This window comes from Telluria sp. AZSoR62, assembly GCF_058111565.1.
Genome location: NZ_JBYTST010000011.1, coordinates 1 through 26,373, shown reverse-complemented (window position 1 = coordinate 26,373; position 26,373 = coordinate 1). Strand labels below are relative to the sequence as shown.

Genomic DNA, 26,373 nt, shown 5'->3' with positions numbered 1-26,373 from the left:
CCAGTTAGTGGGCGGCGCTGCCCGATGGCCGGTTGGCCTGGCCCTGCTGTGCGCCCTGCCCTGAGGCGGGACGGCTGCGTGCCTCTTCGCCGTCGCCGCGGGCAGAGGCGTCGGCCGAGCCGTTGGGACGGGCGAACGGGTCGGTTGCGGAGCGCAAGGCCTCCTGCTGGGTGCGGATGCTGCGCTCGGTCTCTTCGGCGGTGGTGCGGGCGACTTCATCGACCAGGGCGCGTGCGGTGCGGCTGGTGTTCTGCACGTGCTGCTCGGTCACCCGGGCCAGTTCGGCCTGGGCGTCGGCGGCCAGGCGCGAAATGTACTGCTGGTAGGAGCGCAGCTTCTCGCTGGTGGGCTGGGCGCGGCTGGATGCGGCGGTGAAGATCTCGCTCTGGCGGTCGGCGCTGAGCACCTGCTTGCTGGCCAGCGTGCCTTCTTCGACCAGGGTCTGCACCAGCTGGATGTTCAGGTCGCACATCTGCTGGAAGGAATGGAACACGGATTTCGACATGTCGTTGATGAAGGCGGTCTGGGCGTCCATGTGGCTGCGCACGGCCGGCGTCACGGATTGCGAAAAGGGATACATGCATTGACCTCACTTTGTCTGGTATGAATGGGAACGGCAAGCCTTGGAACCGGTTGGGCCGGCGTCCGCGGCACGAAGCTAGAAGGCTAAAGGGGCAGGCTGGTACGCGTTTGATGTGTATCAAACGTGCGTGGCTGGGGGGCAGAAACGTTCAGCGCGATTTCACATGCTCTGCCGGTGTCCCTGGCGCCGCCGAGGAATGGCTGAACAGGTCTCGCCAGTCTTATGGACGGGCCTGGCGCGGGTGCTGCGGCGCGCGGAAGATCCGATCGATCTGCTATGATCATGGGTTGATGGGCCCTTGCGATCGTAGGCACGACGCTGGCCCTGCCGTGTCCACGTCAAGACCTGGGTGTGATGGATGTCCAATATGGTGACACCGACGAACGAAAGCCGGGTCGGCAGCGCGACGACCACGGTCGGGCTGATGCTTGCCGGCCTGGTTGTCGGCGCCTGGCTGGCTGTGCATGTCAGCGCGATCTTCCTGGTCGACTGGACGTCCGCGCGGCTCTGGCTCGCCGCGCCTCTCGTCATTGCCCTGCAGTGCTGGCTGAGCGTCGGCTTGTTCATTGTCGCCCACGATACGATGCACGGCTCGCTGGCGCCGCGCTATCCATGGCTCAACCGTGCCATTGGCTGCTTCTGTGTCTTCATCTATGCCGGTTTTTCGTACGACAAGCTCTATGAAAACCACCATGCCCACCATCGCCATGCCGGCACGGCCGCCGATCCCGATTTCGACATCGATCATCCACGCAGCTTCTGGCCGTGGTACTTCAAGTTCTTCCGCCACTATTTCAGCTGGCGCGAATTCGGCTTGCTGACCATCGCCGTCGTCACCTACCTCTTGATCCTGCGCGAGCGCTTCCCGACCATGCTGGTGTTCTGGGCATTGCCGGCGCTGCTCTCATCCGTGCAACTGTTCTACTTCGGCACGTATCGCCCGCACCGTGTCGACGGAACACCGTTCGCCGATCGGCACCGCGCCCGCAGCAATGACCTGTCGCATGTCGTCTCCCTGCTGACCTGCTTCCATTTCGGCTACCATCACGAGCATCACGACACGCCATGGGTGCCGTGGTGGAAACTGCCGGCGCAGCGCCGGTCGGCAATCAACGCGGAATCTTGTAAGGTCGAGAATGGATAGCATGTTGCATTACCTCATCCCCATCCTGCTCGTGGTGGGAACCGTCGCGTTCATGGAATGGTTTGCAGCCTGGTCGCATGAGCACATCATGCACGGATGGGGCTGGGGCTGGCATCGGTCCCATCATGAACCGCATGACGGTATGCTCGAGAAAAACGATCTCTATGCGATTGTTTTTACCGTGTTCGCGATTGCACTGTTTGTCGGCGCCAATTGGTTCCGGCCTCTGTATTGGATCGCCGTAGGCCTGACGACGTATGGCATGCTGTATTTCTTCATGCATGACGGTCTGGTGCACCAGCGCTGGCCCTTCAAGTATGTGCCGCGCAACGGCTACCTGAAGCGCGTCTACCAGGCCCACCGCTTGCATCACGCGGTGAAGGGGCGTGATGGCTGCGTGTCATTCGGATTCATCTATGCCGAGCCAGCCGCTCAGCTCAAGAAGAAACTGCAAGAAAACACCCGCGCCTCTTCCGGCGCCCCGGAAGACCAGAGCCGGTATTCATCAGGGGTGTGATCGCACTTGTCCGGCAGCCGCCTGCATAGCCGCATATAAGACCTCCGGCGCGCCGCCCTAAGGCTCGGGCTCCAGCGCCGCAGGCAAGGCCGCCCCGCAATCCTTGCAATACTGCGCACCGGCATCGTGGTCGCCGCTGCCGCAATCCGTACAGGTGCGCGCCGCGCGCAGGCCGTGGCGGCGGTCCACGCGCATCGCCGTCATCTCGGCGGTCACGATCCCCGTGGGCACCGCCAGGATGCCCCAGCCGAGCAGCATCATGAACGAGGCAATGCCCTTGCCCAGTGTGGTCTGGGGCGTGATGTCGCCGTATCCCACCGTGGTCATGGTCACGATCGCCCAGTACATGGCGGTGGGAATGCTGGTGAAGCCATGTTCGGGCCCCTCCACCACATACATCAAGGTGCCCAGGATCAGCACCGCCATCAGCACCACCGACAGGAACACCATGATCTTGCGCCGGCTGTTGGCCAGGGCTTCGGCCAGGCGGGTGTATTCCTCGATGTAGAGGGTGAGCTTGAAGATGCGGAAGACGCGCAGCAGGCGCAGGATGCGGATGTCGAGCAGGGCCTGGCTGCCCGGCACTAGCAGCGAAACATAGGTGGGCAGCACCGACAGCAGGTCGACGATGCCGAAGAAGCTGGTGGCATAGCGCAGCGGCCGGCGTACGCAGGCCAGGCGCGCAAGGTATTCGGCGGTGAACAGCAGGGTGAAGGCCCACTCGAGTACGTACATGACGTCCGCATGCTGCTTGCCGATGGCCGGCACGCTCTCGAGGACCACCACCAGGATGCTGAGCAGGATCGCGGCCACCAGCAGGATGTCGAAGCGGCGGCCGGCCGGGGTGTCGCTCTCGAAGATCACATCGTACAGGCGGGCGCGCCAGCCGCCGGCCGGACGCCCGTAGCGGGCCGGCTGGCGCTTGCCAGGTGCTGCGCTGGCGGCCTTCATCGCCGCATGCGATGTGGGCCAGGCCGCGCGATCGGATCACCGGGCATGGCGCTCGCCCCAGGCGGCAAAGGCGAACTTGCGCGTGAACGACTCCTGGCGCAGGCTACCAACGATGACGGCGATGTTCCTTGTGGCCATATCATTCTCCTGGTCGGTCTTGGGCGTTCGATGTTAACCAATTCAGCAAGGATGCGCTACCAGACAGTCGGCGATTCCTAGATCCGCAAGCGCCGCCGCTCTTCTAAAAAGCGCTTGAGCCGGCCGGCGCTCATCACGTCCACCGGGTCGCCGTGCCAGGCATACAGGAAGGGCTCGCCGCCCTGGCGGTCGGTCAGCTTGGCCGACAGCAGGAAGCGCGTGCCGGCCGGATAGCGTTCGGGGTCGACCAGCTGGCGCGAGCACTGCACCCGCAGCGAGGACGCATAGGCCTGGCCGGGCACCGGCCGGATGCGCAGCCGGCCGGTGCGGGGATCGGGCTTCGATTCGACCGCCACCTCGCGATACAGCCAGCTCTCGCGCGCCACCGCTCAGCCCTTCGCCGGCGCCAGCGCCGGACGCACCACAGGCTGCTCGCGGATCGGCAGGTTGACCAGGGCGGCGGCCACGGCCAGCAGGATGTCGGCGTACCACATCCAGCTGTAGTCGCCGAAGCGGACAAAACTCAGGCCCCCCAGCCAGGCGCCGAAGAAGCCGCCGATCTGGTGCGACAGCAGGGTCATGCCGAACAGCGTGGCCAGGTAGCGCATGCCGAACAGCTTGCCCACCAGGCCCGCGGTGGGCGGCACGGTGGCCAGCCAGGTGAAGCCGAGCGCGCCGGCGAACAGGTAGAAGGTCAGCGCGGTCTTGGGCGCCAGCAGGTAGAGCACGATGATGACGGCGCGGCTGGCATAGATGACGGCCAGCAGCGACTTCATGCGGTAGCGGGTGGCCAGCGCGCCGGCCGCCAGGCTGCCTGCGATGTTGAACAGGCCGATCAGCGCGAGCGCCGTGGCCGAGACGCCGGCCGGCAGGCCGCACAGGGCGACTTCGCCCGGCAGGTGGGTCACCAGGAAGGCAATGTGGAAGCCGCAGGTGAAAAAGCCCAGGTGCAGGCACAGGTAGGAGCGGTCGCGCGCCGCCTGGCGCAATTGCTCGGTGAGCGAGATGCCTGCGGGCGCCGGCGCCACGGCGGGGCTGGCGCCGGCTGCGCTGCCCTGCACCGCCGGAATCGATGGCTTCTTGCCACGCATCCCGAGTGCGAGCGGAATGGTCAGCAAGGTCGAGGCCGCCATCGTCAGCATGGCCGCGACCCAGCCCGCGCTGGCGATGATCGCCTGCATCAGCGGCGCGAACACGAACTGGCCGAAGGAGCCGCCCGCATTGATGAAGCCGGACGCAAAGGCGCGGCGCTCGGCGGGCAGGCGCTGGGCGGTGGCGCCGATCAGGATCGAGAAGCTGCCCGCCCCTGCGCCTGCCGCCGAGAGCAGGCCCATGGTCACGATCAGGCCCCACTGCGAGTCGACGAAAGGCGTGGCGGCGGTGCCCACGGCCAGCATGAGCCCGCCGACGATGATGACCCTCGCCGGGCCGTATTTGTCGGCGATGGCGCCGAACACCGGCTGCGAGGCGCCCCACATGAGCTGGGCCACCGCCATCGCGAAGCTGATGGACGCAATGCCGAGACCCGTCGAGGTATTGATCGGGGACAGGAACAGCCCCGTGGTCAGGCGCGCGCCCATCGTGATCATCAGGATCGCGCTGGCGGCGAGGATCAGCATCCAGGCCGCACGCGGCGTCATGGATGCCGGGGCGGCGGGGGCAATGGCCGGAGGGGATGTCATGTGCGGCTCCTCGAACAGGCGGATTGCCCATCCGGCCGATTATAGTGCATATGCACGCACATGACAGAGCGACATTAAAAAACGCCCTATTCCGCCGCGCGGATCAGCATTGCCACCGATTCCGCCGCCATGCCTTCTTCGCGCCCGAGGAAGCCGAGCTTCTCGTTGGTCTTGGCCTTGATGTTCACCTGCTGGGGCGACACGCCCAGGTCTTCGGCGATCCGCGACACCATATGCGGGATGTGCGGCGCCATCTTCGGCGCCTGCGCGATGATGGTCGCGTCGATGTTGCCGATGGTGTAGCCGGTGGCCACCACGCGGTGCCCGACTTCGCGCAGCAGCGTGCGCGAATCGGCCCCGGCGAACATCGGATCGGTGTCCGGGAAATGCTTGCCGATATCGCCCAGCGCGGCGGCGCCCAGCAGCGAATCGATGATGGCGTGCAGCAGCACGTCGGCATCCGAATGGCCGAGCAGGCCCAGGCGATGCGGGATGGTCACGCCGCCGACGATGAGCTTGCGCCCTTCGACCAGTGCGTGGCAGTCGTAGCCGGTTCCGATGCGGAACGGCGGTGCGGGATTATAGGAAGCTAGTGCCATAGGTTCAGTTTTTCTGTTCAGGTTGCGTGTCGGCTTGCGTCTGGGGGCGGTAAGCGGCCAGGTACATCTCGGCAATCCGGATGTCGGCAGGCAGCGTGACTTTCAGGTTGCGCGGGTGCCCTTCCACCAACTTGGGGGCCAGTCCCAGCGCTTCAACCGCACTTGCATCGTCGGTAATCATGGATGGGTCGGTGGCCGCGTCCAGGGCGCGGCTCAGCAGGTGGTAGCGGAACATCTGCGGCGTCTGGGCCAGCCAGAGGCCGTCGCGCGACACGGTCGCTACCTCATCGGCGACGCTGCGCTTGACCGTGTCGACCACCGGCAAGGCCAGCAGGCCGCCGGCGGGATGCTCACCTGTTTCGACGATCAGGCGCTCGATGAGTTCCGCATCCAGCCCTGGCCGCGCCGCATCGTGCACCAGCACCCAGTCGTCCTCGTGCAGGATGCCGTGCAGGGCCAGCAGGCCGTTGCGCACCGAGTCCATGCGGCTGGCGCCGCCATGGCGCAGCACGGTCACACCACGCGCCGGCACGATGGAATCGATGACCGGGTCGTCCGCGCTCACCACTACATAGGTATGGGCGATGAGCGGGCTCGACACGAAGGCGTCGAGCGTGTGGCGCAGCATCGGCCGACCGGCCAGCTGCAGGTATTGCTTGGGGCTGCTCGCCCCCATGCGCGCGCCAACCCCGGCTGCCGGGATCAGGGCGATGTAGCGCGCTGCTGGCTTGGAAGCGGATGGGTTCGTCATGATGGATTGCGGGTTCGGGTGGGTCGGAGCAAAGACTGTACCTCACCTCCGCAAACCTTGCCCAGCCGGGCATATTCCTGGGGCGAGTCGATGGCTGCCTGCATCGCTTCGACCTTGGCCATTTCGCTCTTGATATACGGCATCCAGCCGCGGTCGATCTCGCGCTGCAGCAGCTGTTGCGCCTGGCCGGTGCGCGCATACAGCGGCTTGTCCTCGAAGCGGCGCTTGAGCGCCAGGCGCACCCGGGCCTCGGCCTGCGGCAGGTGGCCCAGGTAGGTGTTCAGGTGGCGCATCTCGTGGGCCAGCACTTCCTGGTAGGCGCAGGAACTGGGCGCGAATTCGCGGCTGACGTACACGACGATCGGCGGGTAGTAGAGCTTGACCTCGATGTGCGGCGCGATGCATTCATAGCCGCTGGCCGGATCCACCAGCAGGCGCCCCCCGGCAGTGATGCTCACGTGCGACTCGGTGCGCGTCAGCCCCAGCACGTACTGCCCGGGCCGGGCGCCGCCTTTCATCACCGTCAGCGAGCGGTAGCCGACCGTGTTATCGATGCGAAAGCCGTTCTGGGTGCCGGTCAGCACCGACAGGCTTTCGCCGATCGTGTCCTCGCAGGCCGCCTGGAACGCGGTGCGGGCCGCGGCCTGCGCAGGCGCGGCGGCCAGCGCGCAGCACAGGAGCACGAACGCAAGCAGGCGCTTCATTTCTTCAGGCGGGATTCCAGGTACCAAGCAGGATTTTCTCGAGCCAGAAGGTCCCGATGATGGTCTTCACGTCGGTGATCTCGCCGCGCTGGACCATGCCGAGCAGCTCGGGCACGGTGGCGGTAAAGGTCTCGAGGAATTCGCCGTCGTCGAGTTTTTGCTGCCCTGCCGTCAGGTCTTCGGCCAGGAACAGTTCCAGATGCTCGTCGGAATAGGCAATCGCATTGTGGATCGTGCAGACGAAGCGCCATTTGGCGGCGGTATAGCCGGTCTCTTCTTCGAGCTCGCGCTTGGCGCAATCGAGGTGATCCTCGCCCGGGTCGATTTTACCGGCCGGGAATTCGACGAACACCTGCCTGTTGGGATAGCGAAACTGGCGCTCCAGCAGCACGCGGCCGTCGGGCAGCAGCGGCAGGATCACGACCGCGCCGGGGTGGCGGATCAGTTCGCGGTGGGAGATCGAGCCGTCCGGCAGGCGTACCTGGTCGCGTTCGACCTTGAGGAAGGGGCCGTCGTAGACGACGCCGCCGTCGATGCGGGTTTCATTGAGATTGACCGTCATGCAGGCTCCGTTGTAGGTGGGTGGGCGGCTGCGCCGGCCACCCTACGAACGGCGCTTGCGCAGGTACTGCCAGACGAAACCGGGAAACGCCAGTACCAGGAAAAAACACCCGGTAATCGCATAGAACTCCCAGCCCTGCTTGAACACGCCGCCGATGCCGGACTCCAGCAGGCGCGCGAGAAAGCCGACGATAAAGTATAAGACAATTAATTCGAGCAGGCGCAGCGGGAGCGGCTTCGTGCGCGCAGTGCCGCCGGCGGCGCTGCGGGTCTTGAGTGGAACGAGACCCAGCACGCGCTCGCTGAGGAAAGGCAGGTTGGCGGCCGCGAGGGAGATCGCGACCACCAGCCAGACGGCCAGGGAAGAATCCACCGGCTTATTTTGCGAGGGTTGCCTGCATGGCGCTGTAGCACACCGCCAGCAGCCAGCCCGGGATGATGCCGAGCACCACCACGGCCAGGCCGTTGACCGACATCACGACGCGCATGTCGGCCGGGGTGTGGATGGCGGCCGTGTCGGCAGCGTCGTCGAACCAGATGGTCTTGACGATACGCAGGTAGTAATAGGCGCCCACCAGCGAGAACATCACGGCGACGATCGCCAGCCACACCATGCCGGCATTGGCCACGGCTTGCAGCACGGCCCACTTGGCCATGAAGCCGACCATCGGCGGCACGCCTGCCAGCGAGAACATCAGGATGGTCATGACGATCGCGAACCATGGGCTGCGCTTGCCGAGGCCCTTGAAGTCGGCAATGTGCTCGGCTTCGTGGCCGGCGCGCGCCAGCATCATGATCAGGCCGAAGCTGCCGACCGTGGTCAGCACATAGGTGATCATGTAGTACATGGCGGCGCTGTACGACGAGGCGGCATCGGTGTTGTCGCCGTCGACCACGCCGGTCAAGAGCGCCAGCAGCACGAAGCCCATCTGCGCGATGGTCGAATAGGCCAGCATGCGCTTGATGTTGGTCTGGGCGATCGCGGTGATGTTGCCGATCGCCAGCGACAGCACGGCCAGCACCATCAGCATCTGCTGCCAGTCGAAAGCGAAGCCAGGCAGCGCCTCGACTAGGATGCGGAAAGTCATGGCCAGCGTGGCCAGCTTCGGCGCACCGCCCAGCAGCAGCGTGACCGCGGTCGGCGAGCCCTGGTAGACGTCCGGCACCCACATGTGGAAAGGCACGGCGCCGAGCTTGAAGGCCAGGCCGGCGACCACGAACACCAGTCCGAAGACCAGGATGGTGTTGTTGCGTACGGCCTTGTCGGCGGTCAGCTGGCCGATGGCGGTGATGTCGAGCGAACCGGTGGCGCCGTAGATCATCGAAATGCCATACAGCAGGAAGCCCGAGGCCAGTGCGCCCAGGATGAAGTACTTCATCGCGGCTTCGGTCGAGACGGCATGGTCGCGGCGCAGGGCCACCAGCGCGTACAGCGACAGCGACATCAGTTCCAGGCCCAGGTAGAGCGACAGCATGCTGTTACCCGAGATCATGATCATCTGGCCGAGCATCGAGAACAGCGCGAGCACGTAGAACTCGCCGCCCAGGTTACCGGACATCATGCCCCGCTCGCCCGAGTACTGGCGCGAATACACCAGGGTCATGGCGGTGGCCAGGTAGGTGAACAGCTTGAGCAGGTTGCCCATCGGGTCGGACACATACATGCCGCTGAAGGTGTACACCGTTGCGCCCGAGTTGAAGTCGGCCAGGGTGAACACGGCGCAGCCGGCGATGGTCAGGAGGGTCAGCGCGTAGGTCAGGTTGCGCTTGCCCTCTTTCAGGAACATGTCGATCAAGAGGATCGCGGAAGCCGCGACCAGCAGGAAGATTTCGGCATAGACCGGCACCAGGTTGGTGTCGGTCGCCGCTAGCAGGGTGGAGTTCATTTCGTTCATGGCTTATTTAAGGCACTTTGCTGACTGCGACGTGTTGCAAGAGGTCCGAGACCGAGACCTGCAGCGTTTCGGCGATCGGCGCCGGATACAGGCCCATCCACAGGGTGGCGATGGCCAGCACGCCCAGGATGGCGAACTCGCGGCCGTTCAGGTCGGTGAGCTCGGCGACATGCTTGTTGCCGATCGGGCCGAACACGACGCGCTTGACCATCCACAGCGAGTAGGCGGCGCCCAGGATCAGCGCGGTGCCCGCCAGCAGGCCGGTCCAGAAGTTGAACTGGGTGGCGCCCAGGATGACCATGAATTCGCCGATGAAGCCCGAGGTGGCGGGCAGGCCGGCATTGGCCATCGAGAACAGCACGGCAAACGCAGCGAACTTCGGCATGGTGTTCACGACCCCGCCGTAGTCGGCGATTTCACGCGAGTGCACGCGGTCGTACAGCACGCCGATGCACAGGAACATCGCGCCCGACACGAAGCCGTGCGAGATCGCCTGCATCAGGCCGCCCTGCACGCCCATGTCGTTGAAGATGAAGAAGCCCAGGGTCACGAAACCCATGTGGGCGATCGACGAGTAGGCCACCAGCTTCTTCATGTCCTTCTGGACCAGGGCCACCAGGCCGATGTAGATCACGGCGATCAGGGACAGCACGATGACGGCGGGCGCCAGGTAGTGCGAGGCGTCCGGGGTGATCGGCAGCGAAAAGCGCAGGAAGCCGTAGGCGCCGAGTTTGAGCATGATCGCGGCCAGCACAACGGAACCGCCGGTCGGCGCTTCCACGTGGGCGTCCGGCAGCCAGGTGTGCACCGGCCACATCGGCACCTTCACGGCAAAGGCCATGAAGAAGGCGATGAAGATCAGGATCTGCTCGCTCATCGTCAGCGGCAGCTTGTGCCACTCGAGGATGTCGAAGGAGCCCGAAGCGTTGTACAGGTAGACGATCGCGACCAGGGTCAGCAGCGAGCCGAAGAACGTGTACAGGAAGAACTTGAATGCCGCATACACCCGGTTCGGGCCGCCGAACACGCCGATGATGATGTACATCGGAATCAGGGTGGCTTCGAAGAAGAAGTAGAACAGCAGGCCGTCCATCGAGGCGAACACGCCGATCATCAGGCCCGACAGGATCAGGAAGGAACCCATGTACTGGCCGACGCGCTCGTCGATCACCTGCCAGGCCGCCAGCACCACGATGATGGTGATGAAGGCGGTCAGCGGCACGAACCACAGCGACAGGCCGTCGACCCCGAGCTTGTAGAACACATTGAAGCGCTCGATCCAGGCTGCCGCTTCATAGAACTGCATGCCGTGGGCGGCATTGTCGAAGTTGGCGATCAGGGGCAGTGTCGGCAGCAGGCTGACGACGGCGCCGACCAGGGCCAGCATCCGGGTCAGGCCCTTGTTGCCTTCGCGGCCCACGGCCAGCACGATCAGGCCGAAGACGATCGGGAGCCAGATCGACAGGCTCAGGTAAGGAGGAAATGTAGAAATTGACTGCATCATTTTTCGCTTTTCTTATCTTGGCCTGATTAACCGCGCCAGAACGGGAAGAAGTACAGCAGGGTCGCCAGCACGCCAGCGATCATGAAGAACGCGTAGTGGTAGATGTAACCCGTCTGGAGGTTGCGCACGACGGTCGAGAACCAGCCGACCAGCTTGGCCGAGCCGTTGACCAGCAGGCCGTCGATCAGGCCGCGGTCGCCCACCTTCCACAGGCCGCCGCCGACGGCGCGTGCGCCGCCTGCGAAGACTGCCTGGTTGAACTTGTCCATGTAGTACTTGTTGTCCAGCAGGGTGTGCAGGAACTTGAACTTGTCGTAGAACCAGGCCGGAACGCGCGGGTTGACCATGTAGCAGTAGTAGGCGGCAACGACACCTGCCAGCGCCAGCCAGAACGGCGCGGTCGAGAGGCCATGGATCGCCATCGCGGCAGCGCCGTGGAATTCTTCGCTCAGGGTCTTCATGGCGGTGTGGTTCTCGCCGACGAAGATCACGTCCTTGAAGAAGTCGCCGTGCAGCATCGGGCCGATCGCCAGGTAGCCGATGATCACCGAAGGAATCGCCAGCAGGATCAGCGGCAGGGTCACGACCAGCGGCGACTCGTGCGGCTTGTCGCCCGGCTGCAGGCCGTGATGATGGTGGTCGTCGTGATGGTCGTCGTGCGCGTCTTCTTCGTGGTGCGCGTCCGAATCGTGGCCTTCGCTGTGCTTGACCGGATGGTTCCAGCGCGACTCGCCATGGAAGACCATGAAGTACATGCGGAACGAGTAGAAGGCCGTGATGAACACCCCTGCCAGCACCGCGAAGTTGGCGAAGCCGGCGCCCGGGATGTTCGAGGCGTGCACCGCTTCGATGATCGAGTCCTTCGAGTAGAAGCCCGAGAAGAACGGGGTGCCGATCAGGGCCAGCGAACCGAGCAGCGACGTGATCCAGGTGATCGGCATGTACTTGCGCAGGCCGCCCATGTTGCGCATGTCCTGGTCGTGGTGCATGCCGATGATGACCGAGCCCGCGCCCAGGAACAGCAGCGCCTTGAAGAAGGCGTGGGTCATCAGGTGGAACACGGCCACCGAATAGGCCGAGGCGCCCAGCGCGACGGTCATGTAGCCCAGCTGCGACAGGGTCGAGTAAGCGACGACGCGCTTGATGTCGTTCTGGATGATGCCCAGGAAGCCCATGAACAGCGCGGTGATCGAACCGATCACGATCACGAAGCTCAAAGCGGTATCGGACAGCTCGAACAGCGGCGACATGCGCGCCACCATGAAGATGCCGGCGGTAACCATGGTCGCGGCGTGGATCAGTGCCGAGATCGGGGTCGGGCCTTCCATCGAGTCCGGCAGCCAGACGTGCAGCGGGAACTGGGCCGACTTGCCCATCGCGCCGATGAACAGGCAGATGCAGGCGGCGGTGAGCAGCGGCCAGCCGGTGCCCGGCACGGTCATCGTGGCCAGCGTCGCGCTCTTGGCGAACACTTCGTCGTACTGCATCGAGCCGGCGGCGGCCAGCAGCAGGCCGATACCAAGGATGAAGCCGAAGTCGCCGACGCGGTTGACCAGGAAGGCCTTCATGTTGGCGAAGATCGCCGTCGGGCGGGTGTACCAGAAGCCGATCAGCAGGTAAGAGACCAGGCCCACCGCTTCCCAGCCGAAGAACAGCTGCAGGAAGTTGTTGGACATGACCAGCATCAGCATCGCGAAGGTGAACAGCGAGATGTACGAGAAGAAGCGGTTATAGCCTTCGTCCTCGGCCATGTAGCCGATCGTGTAGATGTGCACCATGAGCGACACCGAGGTCACCACGCACATCATCATGGCCGACAGCGTGTCGATCTGGAAGCCGACCGCCAGCTTGAGGCCGGCCACGTTCATCCAGGTGTAGATGTCCTGGTTGAAGACCGGCGCGCCGTCCAGCACGGCCATCAGGGTCTGGACCGAGATGATCAGCGCGATCAGGACGCCGAGGATGGTTGCCGTGTGGGAGACCTTGCGGCCGACCACGTTGCCAAAGAATTTCGTACCCAGCAGGCCGGCGATCGCCGAGCCTGCGAGCGGCGCCAGCGGCACCGCGAGCAGCATTGAGGAAGAGAGTTGCCCCGCCATAGTGAACCTTAGTCGTTATTGTTGTACCGAAACCCGTCAGCCCTTGAGGCTGTCGAGATCTTCCACATTGATCGTGTCCAGGTTGCGGAACAGGACCACCAGGATCGCCAGGCCAATCGCCGATTCGGCGGCCGCGACGGTCAAAATGAAGAACACGAAGATCTGCCCCGCCGCGTCGCCCATGTAGTGCGAGAACGCGATGAAGTTCAGGTTCACCGCCAGCAGCATCAGTTCGATGGCCATCAGCAGGATGATGATGTTCTTCCGGTTCAGGAAGATGCCCACGATCGAGATCGCGAACAGGATCGCGCCCAGGATCAGGTAGTGTGCGAGCGACAAAGTCATGGGGTCTCCTTCGGTACGGCTGGTGCTGGTGCTGCCGCAGCGGCGGCCTGGGCAGCTGCCTCGTTTGAGGCCGCATCGAGGGCGCGCTGGTTGACCGCGTCCATCTTCACGATGCGCAGGCGGTCGTTGCGCTTGGCGCGCACGGCCAGGCCCGGGTCGATGGCCTTGGTGTCCTTGCGCTTGCGCAGGGTCAGGGCGACTGCGGCGATGATCGCCACCAAGAGGATCACGGCGGCGATCTCGAAGCCGTAGATGTACTTGGTGTAGATCAGCAGGCCCAGTTCCTTGGTGCCGCCGATGTTGGCGGCGGCGGCTTCGGCCGACTGCTCGAAACCGAGGAAACCGCGCCACAGGACGGCGGCCATCTCCAGCACGATCAGGGCGCCGATGGCCGAAGCCACGGGCAGGTAGCCCCAGAAGCCTTCGCGCATGCGGTCGACGTTAATGTCGAGCATCATGACGACGAACAGGAACAGCACCATCACGGCGCCGACATAGACCAGCACCAGCACGATGGCCAGGAACTCGGCCTTGAGCAGCATCCAGATGCCGGCCGCGTTGAAGAACGCGAGCACCAGGAACAGCGCGGCATAGACCGGGTTCTTGGTGGTAATCACTTGCAACGAGGCCAGCACCATGATGGCCGCGAACACGTAGAACAAACCAGTTGTAAATTCCATGACTTGACAGCCTTTTCTTATTAGCGGAACTTCGCGTCCGCCTCACGGGCGGCGGCGATGTCGGCTTCGTAGCGGTCGCCCACGGCCAGCAGCATCTCTTTGGTGTAGTAGAGATCGCCGCGCTTTTCGCCGTGGTATTCCAGCACGTGGGTTTCGACGATGGAGTCGACCGGGCAGGACTCTTCGCAGAAGCCGCAGAAGATGCACTTGGTCAGGTCGATGTCGTAGCGCGTGGTGCGGCGGGTGCCGTCTTCGCGCTGCGCCGACTCGATCGTGATGGCCATGGCCGGGCAGACGGCTTCGCACAGCTTGCAGGCGATGCAGCGCTCTTCCCCGTTGGGGTAGCGGCGCAGCGCGTGCAGGCCGCGGAAGCGGTTCGACATCGGCGTCTTCTCTTCAGGGTACTGGACCGTGATCTTGCGCGACAGCGCGTACTTGCCGGTCAGGGCCAGGCCCTTGAAGAGTTCGGTCAGCATGAGGCTGCCGAGGATTTCTTTCACTCGATTCATTTTTCTCTTCTCTTACTTCCAGATGTTCCACGGCGTCTGCATCCAGCCTGCGACGAGAACGAGCCAGATCAGGGTCAGCGGAATGAATACTTTCCAGCCCAGGCGCATGATCTGGTCATAGCGGTAGCGCGGGAAGGTGCCGCGGACCCAGATCATCAGCGAGACCAGGATGAACATCTTCGCGAACAGCCAGAAGAAGCCACCGAACGCGCCGAATTCGAGGAAACCGAACGGCGCCGACCAGCCACCCAGGAACATGATCGCGGCCAGCGTGGCGATCAGGATCATGTTGGCGTATTCCGCCAGCATGAACATCGCGTAGGACATGCCCGAGTACTCGACCATGTGGCCGGCGACGATTTCCGACTCGCCTTCCACCACGTCGAACGGGTGGCGGTTACATTCGGCCAGGCCGGAGACGAAATAGATCACGAACAGCGGGAACAGCGGCAGCCAGTTCCACGACAGGAAGTTCAGGCCCATGGCGGCGAAGGTGCCGGCCTGCTGGCCCAGCACGATGTCCGAGAAGTTCAGGCTGCCCGAGACCATCAGCACCACGACCATCACGAAGCCCATCGGGATTTCGTAGGAAATCATCTGGGCCGAGGCGCGCATCGCGCCCATGAAGGAGTACTTCGAGTTCGAGGCCCAGCCGGCGATGATGATGCCGTAGACTTCCATCGACGTGATCGCCAGCAGCAGGAGCAGGCCGGCATTCACGTTGGCCAGGGCGGCGCCCGGGCCGAAGGGGACCACCGACCAGGCGGCCAGCGCCGGCATGATGGTCATGACCGGACCGATCACGAACAGGCTGGTGGTGGCCTTGGTCGGGATCACGATCTCCTTGAGCAGCAGCTTGAGCGCATCGGCGATCGGCTGCAGCAGGCCGCCAGGACCGACACGGTTCGGGCCGACGCGGATCTGGATCCAGCCGATCAGCTTGCGCTCCCACAGGGTGGCGTAGGCGACCAGGCCCATCAGCGGCAGCAGCACGCACAGGATCTTGATCACGGTCCAGATCACTGGCCAGACCGGCGCGATGGGGCTGGCGGCGCCGAACTCGTAAAAACTATCGATATAACCGGGCTGTGCCATTACTTGCCCTCCCCTGCTTTTTCTACATTGATTGCACCAAACATCGCACCGAGGGTGGCGACCGCCGGGTGGCCGGCGGCGACGCGCACTGCGTTCGACGGCAGGCGGGCATCCACGTTGGCCACCAGCACGGCGCTGCCGCTACCTTGCGAGACGCGCACGCGGTCGCCCGCGTTCACGCCCAGCTGCTCGGCGACGGCTTTCGACAGCGACACCAGCGGCGCATTCGCGTCGGCGGTGCGCTGCAGCGGCTCGGAACGGCGGGCCAGCGCATCGGTGAAATAGATCGGCACGTCGGTGACGCGCTCGAGCTGGCCGGCGGCGGCGTACGAACCGGCGCTCGGCGCCAGCTTGCCCACGTTGCTCAGCTTGTTCGCATGGTCGGTGACGCCCTTGCCCAGCGCTTCGTCGCGGATCGATTCCGAGGTCTCGTAATCGAAGCCGGACAGGCCCAGCAGGTTGCCCAGCACGCGCAGCACTTTCCAGGCCGGACGGGTCTCGCCCAGCGGTTTCACGGTGCCGTTGAAGCTCTGTGCACGGCCTTCGCAGTTCACGAAGGTACCGGCGGTCTCGCTGAACGGCGCGATCGGCAACAGCACGTCGGCGTAGTCCATGCCGTGCTTGAACGAGGACATGGCGACGACCATCTCGGCGCCATCCAGGGCCGCACGTGCCTGCTGCGGGTTGGCGCTATCGAGTTCCGGTTCCGCGTGCAGCAGCACATAGGCTTTTTTCGGGGTGGCGAATGCAGCCTCGCCCTTGCCGGTGGCGCCCACCAGGTAGCCGCCGACCGTGTTGGCCGCTTCGACGAAATAACCGAAGCTGCAGCCGGTCTGTTCGGCGATCCATTGCGCCGCAGCGTGGATCTGCGCAGCTTGCGGGTGGTGCGATACGGCGTTACCCAGCAGCACGGCGCCCGGCGTGTCGACGCCGACCAGGGTCGCGGCGATCGCCTTGGCGGCAGGACCGGCTTGCACGTTCTCGAAGCCACCAGGTGCTGCGCTGTCCTTGGCGGCAGCGACGGCCGACACGACTTCGGACAATGCAGCGAGCCAGTCGGTCGGTGCGGCGATCAGTTTATTGGCGATCGGCATCAACAGATCGTCGTCCGCGGCTTGCAGCAGCGAGAGCTTGGCGCCGCTCTTGGTGGCGGCGCGCAGGCGGGTGGCGACCAGCGGATGGTCCTTGCGCAGCGACGAACCGATGACCAGTGCACGCTTGAGCCTGGAGATGTCGGCGATCGGCATGCCCAGCCATGGCGTGACCTGGCCGTCCATCGAGAAATCGCTCTGGCGCAGGCGGAAGTCGATGTTGTCGGAACCGATGCCGCGCATGGTCTTGTTGAGCAGGTACAGCTCTTCGACGGTCGAGTGCGCGGTGGCCACGGCAGCGATGCTGTCGGCGCCGTGTTCATGACGAATGTTGCGCAGGCCGTGGGCCACGTATTCAAGCGCGGTCTGCCAGTCGGTTTCCTGCCATTGTCCGCCCTGCTTGATCATTGGATTGATCAAGCGGTCGGCATTGTCCAGCGCCTCGTACGAGAAGCGGTCTTTATCGGACAGCCAGCATTCGTTGATGGCTTCGTTTTCCAGCGGCAGCACGCGCATGACCTTGCCGCCCTTGACCTGGACGATCAGGTTGGTGCCGAGCGAATCGTGCGGCGAGATCGACTTGCGGCGCTGCAGTTCCCATGGACGCGCGGAAAAGCGGAAAGGCTTGCTGGTGAGCGCGCCGACCGGGCACAGGTCGATCATGTTGCCCGACACTTCCGAGTCGACGGTCTTGCCGACAAAGGTCGTGATTTCCGAATGCTCGCCGCGGCCGACCATGCCGAATTCCATGACGCCGGCCACTTCCTGGCCGAAACGCACGCAGCGGGTGCACTGGATGCAGCGCGCCATCTCTTCCATCGAGATCAGGGGGCCGGCTTCTTTCGGGGCCACCACGCGCTTTTCTTCGTCGTAGCGCGAATTGCTCTTGCCGTAGCCGACGGCCAGGTCCTGCAGCTGGCATTCGCCGCCCTGGTCGCAGATCGGGCAATCCAGCGGGTGGTTAATCAGCAGGAATTCCATCACCGACTTCTGCGCCTGCACAGCCTTGTCGCTGTGGGTGCGCACGATCATGCCGGGCGAGACTGGCGTAGCGCAGGCAGGCATCGGTTTCGGCGCCTTCTCCACTTCGACCAGGCACATGCGGCAGTTCGCAGCGATCGACAATTTCTTGTGATAGCAGAAGTGCGGAATGTAGGTTCCGAGTTTGTTTGCGGCGTCCATCACCATGGAACCCGGTGCGACTTCGACTTTTTTGCCGTCTAATTCAATTTCAACCATTTGATCGTTACCTGACCTGGTTTAAAGGTATGCGGGCACGAGGCAGTGCTTGTGCTCGATGTGATATTCGAATTCCTCGCGGAAGTTCTTGATCATCGCTTCCACTGGCATCGCGGCCGCGTCACCCAGGGCGCAAATGGTGCGGCCCTTGATGTTGAAGGCGATGTTGTTCAGCAGGTCCATGTCTTCCGGACGGCCCTTGCCGTTTTCAATGCGGTGCACCATGCGGTACATCCAGCCGGTGCCTTCGCGGCAAGGCGTGCACTGGCCGCAGGATTCTTCGTAATAGAAGTACGACAGGCGCAGCAGCGACTTGACCATGCAGCGGGTTTCGTCCATGACGATCACGGCGCCCGAACCCAGCATCGAGCCGGCCTTGGCGATCGAGTCGTAGTCGAGGTCGGTGTCCATCATGACCTCGCCGCGCACCACCGGCGCCGACGAACCGCCGGGAATCACGGCCTTGATCTTCTTGCCGCCGCGCATACCGCCGGCCAGCTCCATCAGCTTGGCGAACGGGGTGCCCAGCGGGACTTCGTAGTTGCCCGGACGCTCGACGTCGCCCGAGATCGAGAAGATCTTGGTGCCGCCGTTGTTCGGCTTACCGAGCGCCATGTAGTTCTCCGGTCCCATGTTCAGCAGGAACGGGACCGCAGCGAAGGTCTCGGTGTTGTTGATCGTGGTCGGCTTGCCGTACAGGCCGAACGAGGCCGGGAACGGCGGCTTGAAGCGCGGCTGGCCCTTCTTGCCCTCCAAAGACTCGAGCAGCGCGGTTTCTTCGCCGCAGATATAGGCGCCGTAGCCGTGGTGCGCGTGCAGCTGGAAGCTGAACTGCGAGCCCAGGATGTTATCGCCTAGGTACCCGGCGGCGCGCGCCTCTTCCAGCGCTTCCTCGAAGCGCAGGTACTCCGCGAAGATCTCGCCGTGGATGTAGTTGTAGCCCACGGTGATGCCCATCGCGTAGGCGCCGATGGCCATGCCTTCGATCAGCGCATGCGGGTTGTAGCGCATGATGTCGCGGTCCTTGAAGGTACCCGGCTCGCCTTCGTCGGTATTGCAGACGAGGTATTTCTGGCCAGGGTACTGGCGCGGCATGAAGCTCCACTTCAGGCCGGTCGGGAAACCGGCGCCGCCGCGGCCGCGCAGGCCCGAGGCCTTGAGGTCGGCGATGATCTGTTCCGGCGAGATGCCTTCTTCGATAATCTTGCGCAGCGCCGAATAGCCGCCACGCTTGACGTAGTCGGCCAGGTGCCAGTTCTCGCCGTTGAGGTCCTTGAGGATCAGCGGATTGATGTGACGGTCGTGCAGGCTGGTCATTTGTTCAGTTCCTCAAGCAGGGCGTCGATCTTGTCGTCGCTCATGAACGAGCACATGCGGTGGTTATTCACCAGCATCACCGGTGCGTCGCCGCAGGCGCCCATGCACTCGCCTTCGAGCAAGGTGAACTTGCCGTCGGCGGTGGTGTCGCGGAAGCCGATGCCGAGCGCGTCCTTGATGCGCTTGGCGGCGTGCTCGCCGCCCGACAGCGCGCACGGCAGGTTGGTGCACACGGTGATCTTGTGCTGGCCGACCGGCTTGATGTTGTACATGTTGTAGAAGGTCGCCACTTCCTGCACGGCGATGGCCGGCATGCCGATGTAGTCGGCGACTTCCTGCATGGTCTCAGGCGACAGCCAGCCCAGTTCGACCTGGGCGTGGGCCAGCGAGGCCATCACGGCCGACTGGCGTTGATCGGCTGGGTACTTGGCCAGCTCGCGATCGATTTTTTGGTAGCACTGCTGCGATAACATATTCTTTGTCCTTCTTACCTGTCGATACTGCCGAACACGATGTCCTGGGTGCCGATGATGGTGACGGCATCCGCGATCATGTGGCCGCGCGCCATTTCGTCCAGGCTTTGCAGGTGGGCGTAGTCCGGGGTACGGATCTTCAGGCGGTAGGGCTTGTTGGCGCCGTCCGAGACGATGTAGATGCCGAACTCGCCCTTCGGGTGCTCGATCGCGGCATACGCCTCGCCTTCCGGCACGTGGAAGCCTTCGGTGAAGAGCTTGAAGTGGTGGATCAGCGATTCCATGTTGGACTTCATGTCCATCCGGTTCGGCGGCACGATCTTGTGGTTGTCGATCATCACCGGACCGGCGTTCACGCGCAGCCAGGCCACGCACTGCTTGATGATGCGGTTCGACTGGCGCATCTCTTCCATGCGCACCAGGTAGCGGTCGTACGAGTCGCCGTTGGTGCCCACCGGGATATCGAAGTCCATCTTGTCGTACACGGCATACGGCTGCTGCTTGCGCAGGTCCCAGGCCACGCCCGAGCCGCGCAGCATCGCGCCGGTGAACCCCATGGCTTTCGCGTCTTCCGGCGAAACCACGCCGATGCCGACCGTGCGCTGCTTCCAGATACGGTTGTCGGTCAGCAGGGTTTCGTATTCGTCGACATAGCCGTCGAAGCGCTTGGTGAAGGCTTCGATGAAGTCCAGCACCGAACCCTGGCGGTCCGCGTTCAGGGCGTCGATCGCCTTGCGCGAGCGGATCGGCGACTCCTTGTGCTGCGGCATGAAGTCCGGCAGGTCGCGATACACGCCGCCCGGGCGGTAGTAGGCCGCGTGCATGCGCGCGCCCGACACTGCCTCGTAGACGTCGAACAGGTCTTCGCGGTCGCGGAAGGCGTACAGGAAAGGACCCATGGCGCCGATGTCGAGCGCGTGCGCGCCCAGCCACATCAGGTGGTTCAGGATACGGGTGATCTCGTCGAACATGACGCGGATGTACTGCGCGCGCACCGGGGCTTCCACGCCCAGCAGTTTTTCCACTGCCAGCACGTAGCCGTGCTCGTTGCACATCATCGACACGTAGTCCAGGCGGTCCATGTACGGAACCGACTGCAGGTAGGTGCGGGTCTCGGCCAGCTTCTCGGTGCCGCGGTGCAGCAGGCCGATATGCGGGTCGGCGCGCTGGATGACTTCGCCGTCCAGCTCCAGCACCAGGCGCAGCACGCCGTGCGCTGCCGGGTGCTGCGGACCAAAGTTCAGGGTGTAATTCTTAAGCTCAGCCATTATTTCGTCCCGTAGGTTTCTTCGCGGATCACGCGCGGGATGTTCTCGCGCGGTTCGATCGTCACCGGCTGGTAAATCACGCGTTTCTGTTCAGGGTCGTAGCGCATCTCGACATAGCCCGTGATCGGGAAGTCCTTGCGGAACGGATGGCCGATGAAGCCGTAGTCGGTCAGGATGCGGCGCAGGTCGCCGTGGCCGTCGAACAGGATGCCGAACAAGTCAAACGCTTCGCGCTCGTACCAGTTGGCGGCGCGCCAGATGCTTGTTACCGATTCGACCAGCGGCATGTCGTCATCAAGGCAGAACACGCGCACGCGCACGCGCCAGTTGTGCTCGAGCGACAGCAGGTGGGTGGTGACGGCGAAACGCGGGCCGTCCCAGGTCCCTTCCCCATATTGGGAATAGTCGACACCGCACAAGTCGATCAGTTCTTCGAACTTGAGCGCCGGGTTGTCGCGCAGGGCCTGCATCGAAGCGAGATAGTCGGCGGCCTTGACCACCACAGTCACTTCGCCCAGCGCCGAGCTGATCGCGACGCCCTCGCCCAGTGCATTTTTCAGGGCGAGTTCAAGGGTTTCGAGTTTAGTCGTCATGGTGTTTCGCTGTTCTTAGCGCGCGATGGTGTTGGTGCGCTTGATCTTGTTCTGCAGCTGCATGATGCCGTACAGCAGGGCTTCCGCGGTCGGCGGGCAACCCGGCACGTAGACGTCGACAGGGACGATGCGGTCGCAACCGCGCACCACCGAGTACGAGTAGTGGTAATAGCCGCCGCCGTTGGCGCAGGAACCCATGGAAATGACCCAGCGCGGCTCGGCCATCTGGTCGTACACCTTGCGCAGTGCCGGCGCCATCTTGTTGCACAGCGTGCCGGCCACGATCATGACGTCCGACTGGCGCGGCGATGGGCGGAACACAATGCCAAAACGGTCGAGATCGTAGCGGGCTGCGCCCACATGCATCATCTCGACCGCGCAGCACGCCAGGCCGAACGTCATCGGGAACATCGACCCGGTGCGCGCCCAGTTGATCAGCTTATCGGCTGACGTGGTAATGAAACCTTCGTTTAATACGCCTTCAATAGCCATGGCTTATTCCCAATCAAGGGCACCTTTCTTCCAGATGTACCAGAAACCGACCACGAATTCGGCGATAAACACCATCATCGTGACAAAGCCGGTCCAGCCCAGTTCGCGCATCGAGACGCCCCATGGGAAGAAGAATGCCGTTTCCAGATCAAACAAAATAAACAGGATCGCGACCAGGTAATACCGGACGTCGAACTTCATGCGCGCGTCTTCGAAGGCCTCGAAGCCGCATTCATACGGGGACAGCTTGGCGGCATCCGGACGATGGGGCCCGAGCAGGCGGCCGAGCACCTGCGGGGCGACACCGACGCCGACGCCAACCAGAATAAAGAGAAGTACGGGGAAATAATTTTCGAGGTTCACGATGAAGCCTGTATTGAACGATCGGTTAATGAAACACTGCAGGGATGCAGCGCCGACCCACACGACCTGGCTGGACCCTGATCAACCTACTGCGCGTTGCACTGCCGGCCTGCGATGCCCGCTGTACTGGCGTACAGCTGCGCTTCTCAGCCAACATTGCCGCCGCTCGCGACGGTTTCTCAAGGCCCTTTTGAACCGACCAGGGCCGCACGAATCGTAAAAAAAGCCAGCTCAGGCAGGAGAGCGTTTGCTCGTTGCGCCCTTGCTGGCTTCTTTGTATCTTGGTGCCGACGGCGAGACTCGAACTCGCACAGCTTGCGCCACTACCCCCTCAAGATAGCGTGTCTACCAATTTCACCACGTCGGCTGGAGACCAGTATTTTACCCTGCTTTAGCACTACTTTTCAATGCACAAATTGCGCTATCACAAGGAATTTACGCAATTTCTCAACAATTTAATGTTGACGATTAATCTTTACAGCTAATCACTTGCATTCAGTACTAAATCTTGCCGGGCTGCGGAAGAAGCCAGCCCGCGCCAATCACAGCGAGCCGCATTCTACCGCTAATCGCGAACGGGCGTGCGGCGCCCGTGCGACGAACATCGAGGAATTACTTGGTTGGCGCCGGGGCCGGTGCGGCCGGAGCCGCTGCAGCAGGCGCCGCTGGCGCTGGAGCCGCCTGGCCCGGTGCGGCCGGAATGGCCACGCCCGGGGTTTGCGGGATGTCGTTGGCAGGCACGACGGTGGTCGCGCCGGCGTTCGGGCCGGCGCCCGGGATGTCGCTCGGGATGCCGGTGGCCGGCGCCTTCGAGGACGGCACGGTGACGCGCTCCATCACGCCGCCGTCGGGGCCGGCGGTGCGGTTGTTGCTGAAATAGGCCAGCGCCAGGGTCGAGGCGAAGAAGATGGCGGCCGCGACGGCGGTCGACTTCGACAGGAAGTTCGACGAGCCCGAGGCACCGAACAGGCTGCCCGAGGCGCCCGAGCCGAAGGCCGCGCCCATGTCGGCGCCCTTGCCGTGCTGGACCAGCACCAGGCCGATAATGGCCAGGGCAGAAATAACCTGCACGACAATAACCAGATTAAACAGGGTGTTCATTGCAATTCCATTTCCAAGTTAACGACGATTAAATGCGGTAATTCTGTACTGCGGTAATGCTTGCTGAGTTCGATTATTTCGCTGCGTGGATGATCGCGAGGAAATCCGCCGCCTTCAGGGCTGCGCCGCCGATCAGGCCGCCGTCGATGTCAGGCTGCGCCATCAGGTCCGCCGCATTATCCGGCTTCATGCTGCCGCCGTACAGCACCAATACCTTTTCCGCGCTTGCAGCGTTGCATGCGCGCAGCTTTTCGCGCAGGCCGGCGTGCACTTCCTGGGCCATGGCCGGGGTGGCGGTCTTGCCGGTGCCGATCGCCCACACCGGTTCGTAGGCCAGCACGATCTTGTCCACGGCATCCGGGCCGATCTTGTCGAGCACGGCGCCGAGTTGTTCGTTCACCACTTGCATGGTCTGCCCTGCTTCGCGCTGCTCCAGCGTTTCGCCGATGCAGACGATCGGGGTCATGCCCGCGTCCAGCAGGGCCTTGGTTTTTTTCGCGACCAGTTCGCTCGACTCGCTATGGTAGGCGCGGCGCTCGGAATGGCCGACGATGACGTAGCGGCAACCGAATTCCTGCAGCATCGACGCGCAGACTTCGCCCGTGTAGGCGCCGCTCGGCTGGCAGGACACGTCCTGTGCGCCCCAGGCCAGCGCGCTGCCCTGCAGCAGGTCCTGGCACTGGTACAGGTAAGGCGCCGGCACGCATACGGCCGCCGCCGCCTTGGCATTGTCCAGTCCAGCCAGAATGCCGGTCAGCAGCAGCGCATTGGCTTCACGGCTGCCGTTCATCTTCCAGTTACCTACGACGAGTTTGGAACGCATACGAGTCCACTTTAAATAACCCGCTATTCTAGCGGTCGAATATGTGGCAGTCAAACAATGGCTGGGCTTCTATCCTGGCCCCGCTTCACCACCACTTCCCTTTTTGATTCAATCGCTTAGATCACTTCCAGCACGATCTTGCCCACGTGCGTGCTGGACTCCATCAGCGCATGCGCTTCGCTGGCCCGCGCCAGCGGGAAAGTCCGGTAAATGACCGGCTTGAGCTTGCCTTGCGCGAACAGCGGCCAGACGCGTTCGCGCAAATGGCGTGCGATCGCCGCCTTGAAGGCGACCGGGCGCGGGCGCAGGGTCGAACCGCTGATGGACAGGCGCCGGCGCAATACCTGCCCCAGGTCGATCTCCACCCTGGCGCCTCCCAGCAGCGCAATTAGCGCGATGCGGCCGTCGTCGGCCAGGCAATCGATCTCGCGCGGGATATAGTCGCCGGCGACCATGTCGAGGATGACGTCGACGCCCTTTCCGTTCGTCAGCTCCTTCACCACCCCGGCGAAGTCTTCGGTCTTGTAGTTGATGCCGCGCTCGGCGCCCAGCGCTTCGCAGGCGCGGCATTTCTCGTCCGACCCGGCGGTAGCGAAGACGCGGTGGCCCAATGCCGTGGCGAGCTGGATCGCGGTCACGCCGATGCCCGAGGTCCCGCCCTGCACCAGCAGGGTTTCGCCCGGCGCCAGCTGCGCGCGGTCGAAAATATTTGTCCAAACGGTAAAAAAAGTCTCCGGCAGCGAGGCCGCTTCCAGCGGCGTCAGGCCGTCCGGAACGGGCAGGCATTGCTCGGCGGGCGCAGTGCAGTATTCGGCATAGCCGCCGCCCTGCACCAGCGCGCAGACCATGTCGCCCTTCTCGAAACCGGCCGCGGCGTAGTCGCCGCCGACGATTTCGCCGGCCACTTCCAGGCCCGGCAGGTCGGATGCGCCCGCCGGAACCGGGTACTTGCCCAGGCGCTGCAGCACGTCAGGGCGGTTGATACCGGCCGCATGCACCTTGATCAAGACGTCGCCCGCTTTGGGCACGGGCATCGGGCGCTCGCACGGCTGCAGGACCTCGGGCTTGCCCGGTTGAGTGATCTCGATGGCGCGCATGAATGCTCCGGTGTTGAAAAAACCGCAATTGTACGGGAGGCGAAAAAAAGATGTGGGCGCGCGCGCAGATGTGCGCACGCCTGAGCGATCAGCCGTGATAACGCGTGCTGCGGCTGCCGCGGAATGCGTCGAATGGCATGCAGTGCGACAGCTTCTCGCGCCATACGCTGCGGCCGTCCCGCGTGGCGACCTGCAGCGAGCAGCTGAACGGATCGCCCACCTGGCGCCGGTTCGGATCGGGCGCAACGGGCGGGAGGCCGAACGCGATCACAATGCGGACCGCCTCCAGCTGCTCCAGCGCTACCCCGAGCCTGGCGGCGGCAAGGCGCAAGTAATCGGCATAGTTGCGCGCGACCTGCTGCGCGGCGGGCGTGCATGGCTGCGCGGCTCCGGCCAGCAAGTCGAATTCGATGCGGTTCGCTGCGCCTCTTGCCTCGCACGCCAGCACCCCGAAGGCCCAATAGCCTTCGTAATCGTTGTAGCGCGACATGAAGGTGTCGAGCAGTCCCGCGCTGATGTGGTTGAGCTTACGCCTGGAAATCATGAATGCCCCCCGCCGACAGCCGCACGCCTGGCATCGTCCGACGTGTCGACAACAGAAGCGGGCCAGGGGGTCAGGTTAGCACAGCGCGCGCATTCGGGGTCACCTTCGGGGTCACACCTTCGGGGTCAGGTCACACCTTCGGGGTCAGATACCGTCTTGAATGGCAAGCCGTTTCGACGGGTAATTTGCGTCAAATGGCTTGCCGGTGCGGATTA

At 63.7% G+C, this 26,373-nt stretch carries 29 protein-coding genes and 1 tRNA gene; 2 read left to right on the top strand and 28 right to left on the bottom strand.

From position 1 onward, the window contains the following. Positions 1 to 4 precede the first annotated feature (4 nt). Positions 5 to 580: a phasin family protein gene (locus AC3XQU_RS17080; protein ID WP_489875365.1), complete on the bottom strand. Its 576-nt coding sequence runs from the start codon at positions 578 to 580 to the stop codon at positions 5 to 7. A 370-nt stretch (positions 581 to 950) separates the two neighbouring features. On the opposite strand from AC3XQU_RS17080, the gene AC3XQU_RS17075 reads away from it, so the two are divergent. After that, positions 951 to 1,727 (top strand): fatty acid desaturase, encoded by a 777-nt coding sequence (locus AC3XQU_RS17075; protein WP_489875364.1) that lies wholly within the window; start codon positions 951 to 953, stop codon positions 1,725 to 1,727. Between the two features lies 1 nt (position 1,728). Further along, entirely contained in the window at positions 1,729 to 2,244 is a 516-nt protein-coding gene (locus tag AC3XQU_RS17070) for a sterol desaturase family protein (RefSeq protein WP_489875363.1), read from the top strand. 57 nt (positions 2,245 to 2,301) lie between these two features. On the opposite strand, the gene AC3XQU_RS17065 is transcribed toward AC3XQU_RS17070, so the two are convergent. The 27 genes from AC3XQU_RS17065 to AC3XQU_RS16935 all read right to left on the bottom strand — a co-directional run bounded on the left by AC3XQU_RS17065 (position 2,302) and on the right by AC3XQU_RS16935 (position 26,158). Beyond that, a complete protein-coding gene (locus AC3XQU_RS17065; protein ID WP_489875362.1) occupies positions 2,302 to 3,195 on the bottom strand; it encodes an ion transporter in 894 nt (297 codons plus the stop codon). Positions 3,196 to 3,410: 215 nt separating this feature from the next. Continuing rightward, a complete protein-coding gene (locus AC3XQU_RS17060) occupies positions 3,411 to 3,719 on the bottom strand; it encodes a hypothetical protein (protein WP_489875361.1) in 309 nt (102 codons plus the stop codon). A 3-nt stretch (positions 3,720 to 3,722) separates the two neighbouring features. Beyond that, positions 3,723 to 5,015, bottom strand: coding sequence for an MFS transporter (locus AC3XQU_RS17055; protein ID WP_489875360.1), 1,293 nt, complete (start codon positions 5,013 to 5,015; stop codon positions 3,723 to 3,725). Between the two features lie 86 nt (positions 5,016 to 5,101). Continuing rightward, on the bottom strand, positions 5,102 to 5,614 hold the full coding sequence (gene ispF, locus AC3XQU_RS17050) for a 2-C-methyl-D-erythritol 2,4-cyclodiphosphate synthase (RefSeq protein WP_489875359.1): 513 nt from the start codon (positions 5,612 to 5,614) through the stop codon (positions 5,102 to 5,104). A 4-nt stretch (positions 5,615 to 5,618) separates the two neighbouring features. Continuing rightward, complete coding sequence (gene ispD / locus AC3XQU_RS17045) at positions 5,619 to 6,365, bottom strand: 2-C-methyl-D-erythritol 4-phosphate cytidylyltransferase (RefSeq protein WP_489875358.1); 747 nt, start codon at positions 6,363 to 6,365, stop codon at positions 5,619 to 5,621. Further along, a complete protein-coding gene (locus AC3XQU_RS17040; RefSeq protein WP_489875357.1) occupies positions 6,362 to 7,069 on the bottom strand; it encodes a hypothetical protein in 708 nt (235 codons plus the stop codon). Before AC3XQU_RS17040 ends, ispD begins: the two co-directional genes overlap by 4 nt. A 4-nt stretch (positions 7,070 to 7,073) precedes the next feature. Continuing rightward, the gene (locus tag AC3XQU_RS17035) at positions 7,074 to 7,631 is read right to left on the bottom strand and encodes an NUDIX domain-containing protein (RefSeq protein ID WP_489875356.1); all 558 of its coding nucleotides are present in this window, start codon (positions 7,629 to 7,631) and stop codon (positions 7,074 to 7,076) included. A 42-nt stretch (positions 7,632 to 7,673) separates the two neighbouring features. Further along, positions 7,674 to 8,003, bottom strand: a complete 330-nt coding sequence (locus AC3XQU_RS17030; protein WP_489875355.1) for a DUF2818 family protein — start codon at positions 8,001 to 8,003, stop codon at positions 7,674 to 7,676. Between the two features lie 4 nt (positions 8,004 to 8,007). After that, entirely contained in the window at positions 8,008 to 9,525 is a 1,518-nt protein-coding gene (gene nuoN, locus AC3XQU_RS17025; protein ID WP_489875354.1) for an NADH-quinone oxidoreductase subunit NuoN, read from the bottom strand. A gap of 7 nt (positions 9,526 to 9,532) precedes the next feature. Continuing rightward, on the bottom strand, positions 9,533 to 11,029 hold the full coding sequence (locus tag AC3XQU_RS17020; protein ID WP_489875353.1) for an NADH-quinone oxidoreductase subunit M: 1,497 nt from the start codon (positions 11,027 to 11,029) through the stop codon (positions 9,533 to 9,535). A 26-nt stretch (positions 11,030 to 11,055) separates the two neighbouring features. Then, entirely contained in the window at positions 11,056 to 13,128 is a 2,073-nt protein-coding gene (gene nuoL, locus AC3XQU_RS17015) for an NADH-quinone oxidoreductase subunit L (protein WP_489875352.1), read from the bottom strand. Positions 13,129 to 13,164: 36 nt separating this feature from the next. Then, positions 13,165 to 13,473 (bottom strand): NADH-quinone oxidoreductase subunit NuoK, encoded by a 309-nt coding sequence (nuoK, locus tag AC3XQU_RS17010; RefSeq protein WP_489875351.1) that lies wholly within the window; start codon positions 13,471 to 13,473, stop codon positions 13,165 to 13,167. Beyond that, the gene (locus tag AC3XQU_RS17005; protein ID WP_489875350.1) at positions 13,470 to 14,153 is read right to left on the bottom strand and encodes an NADH-quinone oxidoreductase subunit J; all 684 of its coding nucleotides are present in this window, start codon (positions 14,151 to 14,153) and stop codon (positions 13,470 to 13,472) included. Before AC3XQU_RS17005 ends, nuoK begins: the two co-directional genes overlap by 4 nt. A 20-nt stretch (positions 14,154 to 14,173) precedes the next feature. Next, positions 14,174 to 14,662 (bottom strand): NADH-quinone oxidoreductase subunit NuoI, encoded by a 489-nt coding sequence (nuoI, locus tag AC3XQU_RS17000; RefSeq protein ID WP_489875349.1) that lies wholly within the window; start codon positions 14,660 to 14,662, stop codon positions 14,174 to 14,176. Between the two features lie 12 nt (positions 14,663 to 14,674). Further along, positions 14,675 to 15,757 carry an NADH-quinone oxidoreductase subunit NuoH gene (gene nuoH, locus AC3XQU_RS16995; RefSeq protein ID WP_489875348.1) on the bottom strand — a complete coding sequence of 361 codons (1,083 nt, stop codon included), beginning with the start codon at positions 15,755 to 15,757 and terminating at the stop codon, positions 14,675 to 14,677. Continuing rightward, complete coding sequence (gene nuoG, locus AC3XQU_RS16990) at positions 15,757 to 18,087, bottom strand: NADH-quinone oxidoreductase subunit NuoG (RefSeq protein ID WP_489875347.1); 2,331 nt, start codon at positions 18,085 to 18,087, stop codon at positions 15,757 to 15,759. Before nuoG ends, nuoH begins: the two co-directional genes overlap by 1 nt. A gap of 21 nt (positions 18,088 to 18,108) precedes the next feature. Continuing rightward, on the bottom strand, positions 18,109 to 19,404 hold the full coding sequence (gene nuoF, locus AC3XQU_RS16985) for an NADH-quinone oxidoreductase subunit NuoF (RefSeq protein ID WP_489875346.1): 1,296 nt from the start codon (positions 19,402 to 19,404) through the stop codon (positions 18,109 to 18,111). Continuing rightward, positions 19,401 to 19,877 (bottom strand): NADH-quinone oxidoreductase subunit NuoE, encoded by a 477-nt coding sequence (nuoE, locus tag AC3XQU_RS16980; protein ID WP_489875345.1) that lies wholly within the window; start codon positions 19,875 to 19,877, stop codon positions 19,401 to 19,403. Before nuoE ends, nuoF begins: the two co-directional genes overlap by 4 nt. 14 nt (positions 19,878 to 19,891) lie before the next feature. Then, entirely contained in the window at positions 19,892 to 21,145 is a 1,254-nt protein-coding gene (locus AC3XQU_RS16975; protein WP_489875344.1) for an NADH-quinone oxidoreductase subunit D, read from the bottom strand. Then, positions 21,145 to 21,738 (bottom strand): NADH-quinone oxidoreductase subunit C, encoded by a 594-nt coding sequence (locus tag AC3XQU_RS16970; protein ID WP_489875343.1) that lies wholly within the window; start codon positions 21,736 to 21,738, stop codon positions 21,145 to 21,147. Before AC3XQU_RS16970 ends, AC3XQU_RS16975 begins: the two co-directional genes overlap by 1 nt. Positions 21,739 to 21,753: 15 nt before the next feature. After that, on the bottom strand, positions 21,754 to 22,230 hold the full coding sequence (locus AC3XQU_RS16965) for a NuoB/complex I 20 kDa subunit family protein (protein WP_489875342.1): 477 nt from the start codon (positions 22,228 to 22,230) through the stop codon (positions 21,754 to 21,756). A gap of 3 nt (positions 22,231 to 22,233) precedes the next feature. Continuing rightward, the gene (locus tag AC3XQU_RS16960; RefSeq protein ID WP_489875341.1) at positions 22,234 to 22,593 is read right to left on the bottom strand and encodes an NADH-quinone oxidoreductase subunit A; all 360 of its coding nucleotides are present in this window, start codon (positions 22,591 to 22,593) and stop codon (positions 22,234 to 22,236) included. 282 nt (positions 22,594 to 22,875) lie between these two features. After that, positions 22,876 to 22,960 (bottom strand) — tRNA-Leu (locus tag AC3XQU_RS16955). 245 nt (positions 22,961 to 23,205) lie between these two features. Next, on the bottom strand, positions 23,206 to 23,694 hold the full coding sequence (gene secG, locus AC3XQU_RS16950) for a preprotein translocase subunit SecG (protein ID WP_489875340.1): 489 nt from the start codon (positions 23,692 to 23,694) through the stop codon (positions 23,206 to 23,208). A 73-nt stretch (positions 23,695 to 23,767) separates the two neighbouring features. Then, the gene (gene tpiA, locus AC3XQU_RS16945; protein WP_489875339.1) at positions 23,768 to 24,517 is read right to left on the bottom strand and encodes a triose-phosphate isomerase; all 750 of its coding nucleotides are present in this window, start codon (positions 24,515 to 24,517) and stop codon (positions 23,768 to 23,770) included. A 116-nt stretch (positions 24,518 to 24,633) separates the two neighbouring features. Continuing rightward, positions 24,634 to 25,614: an NAD(P)H-quinone oxidoreductase gene (locus AC3XQU_RS16940; protein WP_489875338.1), complete on the bottom strand. Its 981-nt coding sequence runs from the start codon at positions 25,612 to 25,614 to the stop codon at positions 24,634 to 24,636. Positions 25,615 to 25,702: 88 nt separating this feature from the next. After that, the gene (locus AC3XQU_RS16935) at positions 25,703 to 26,158 is read right to left on the bottom strand and encodes a hypothetical protein (RefSeq protein ID WP_489875337.1); all 456 of its coding nucleotides are present in this window, start codon (positions 26,156 to 26,158) and stop codon (positions 25,703 to 25,705) included. Positions 26,159 to 26,373: the final 215 nt, after the last annotated feature.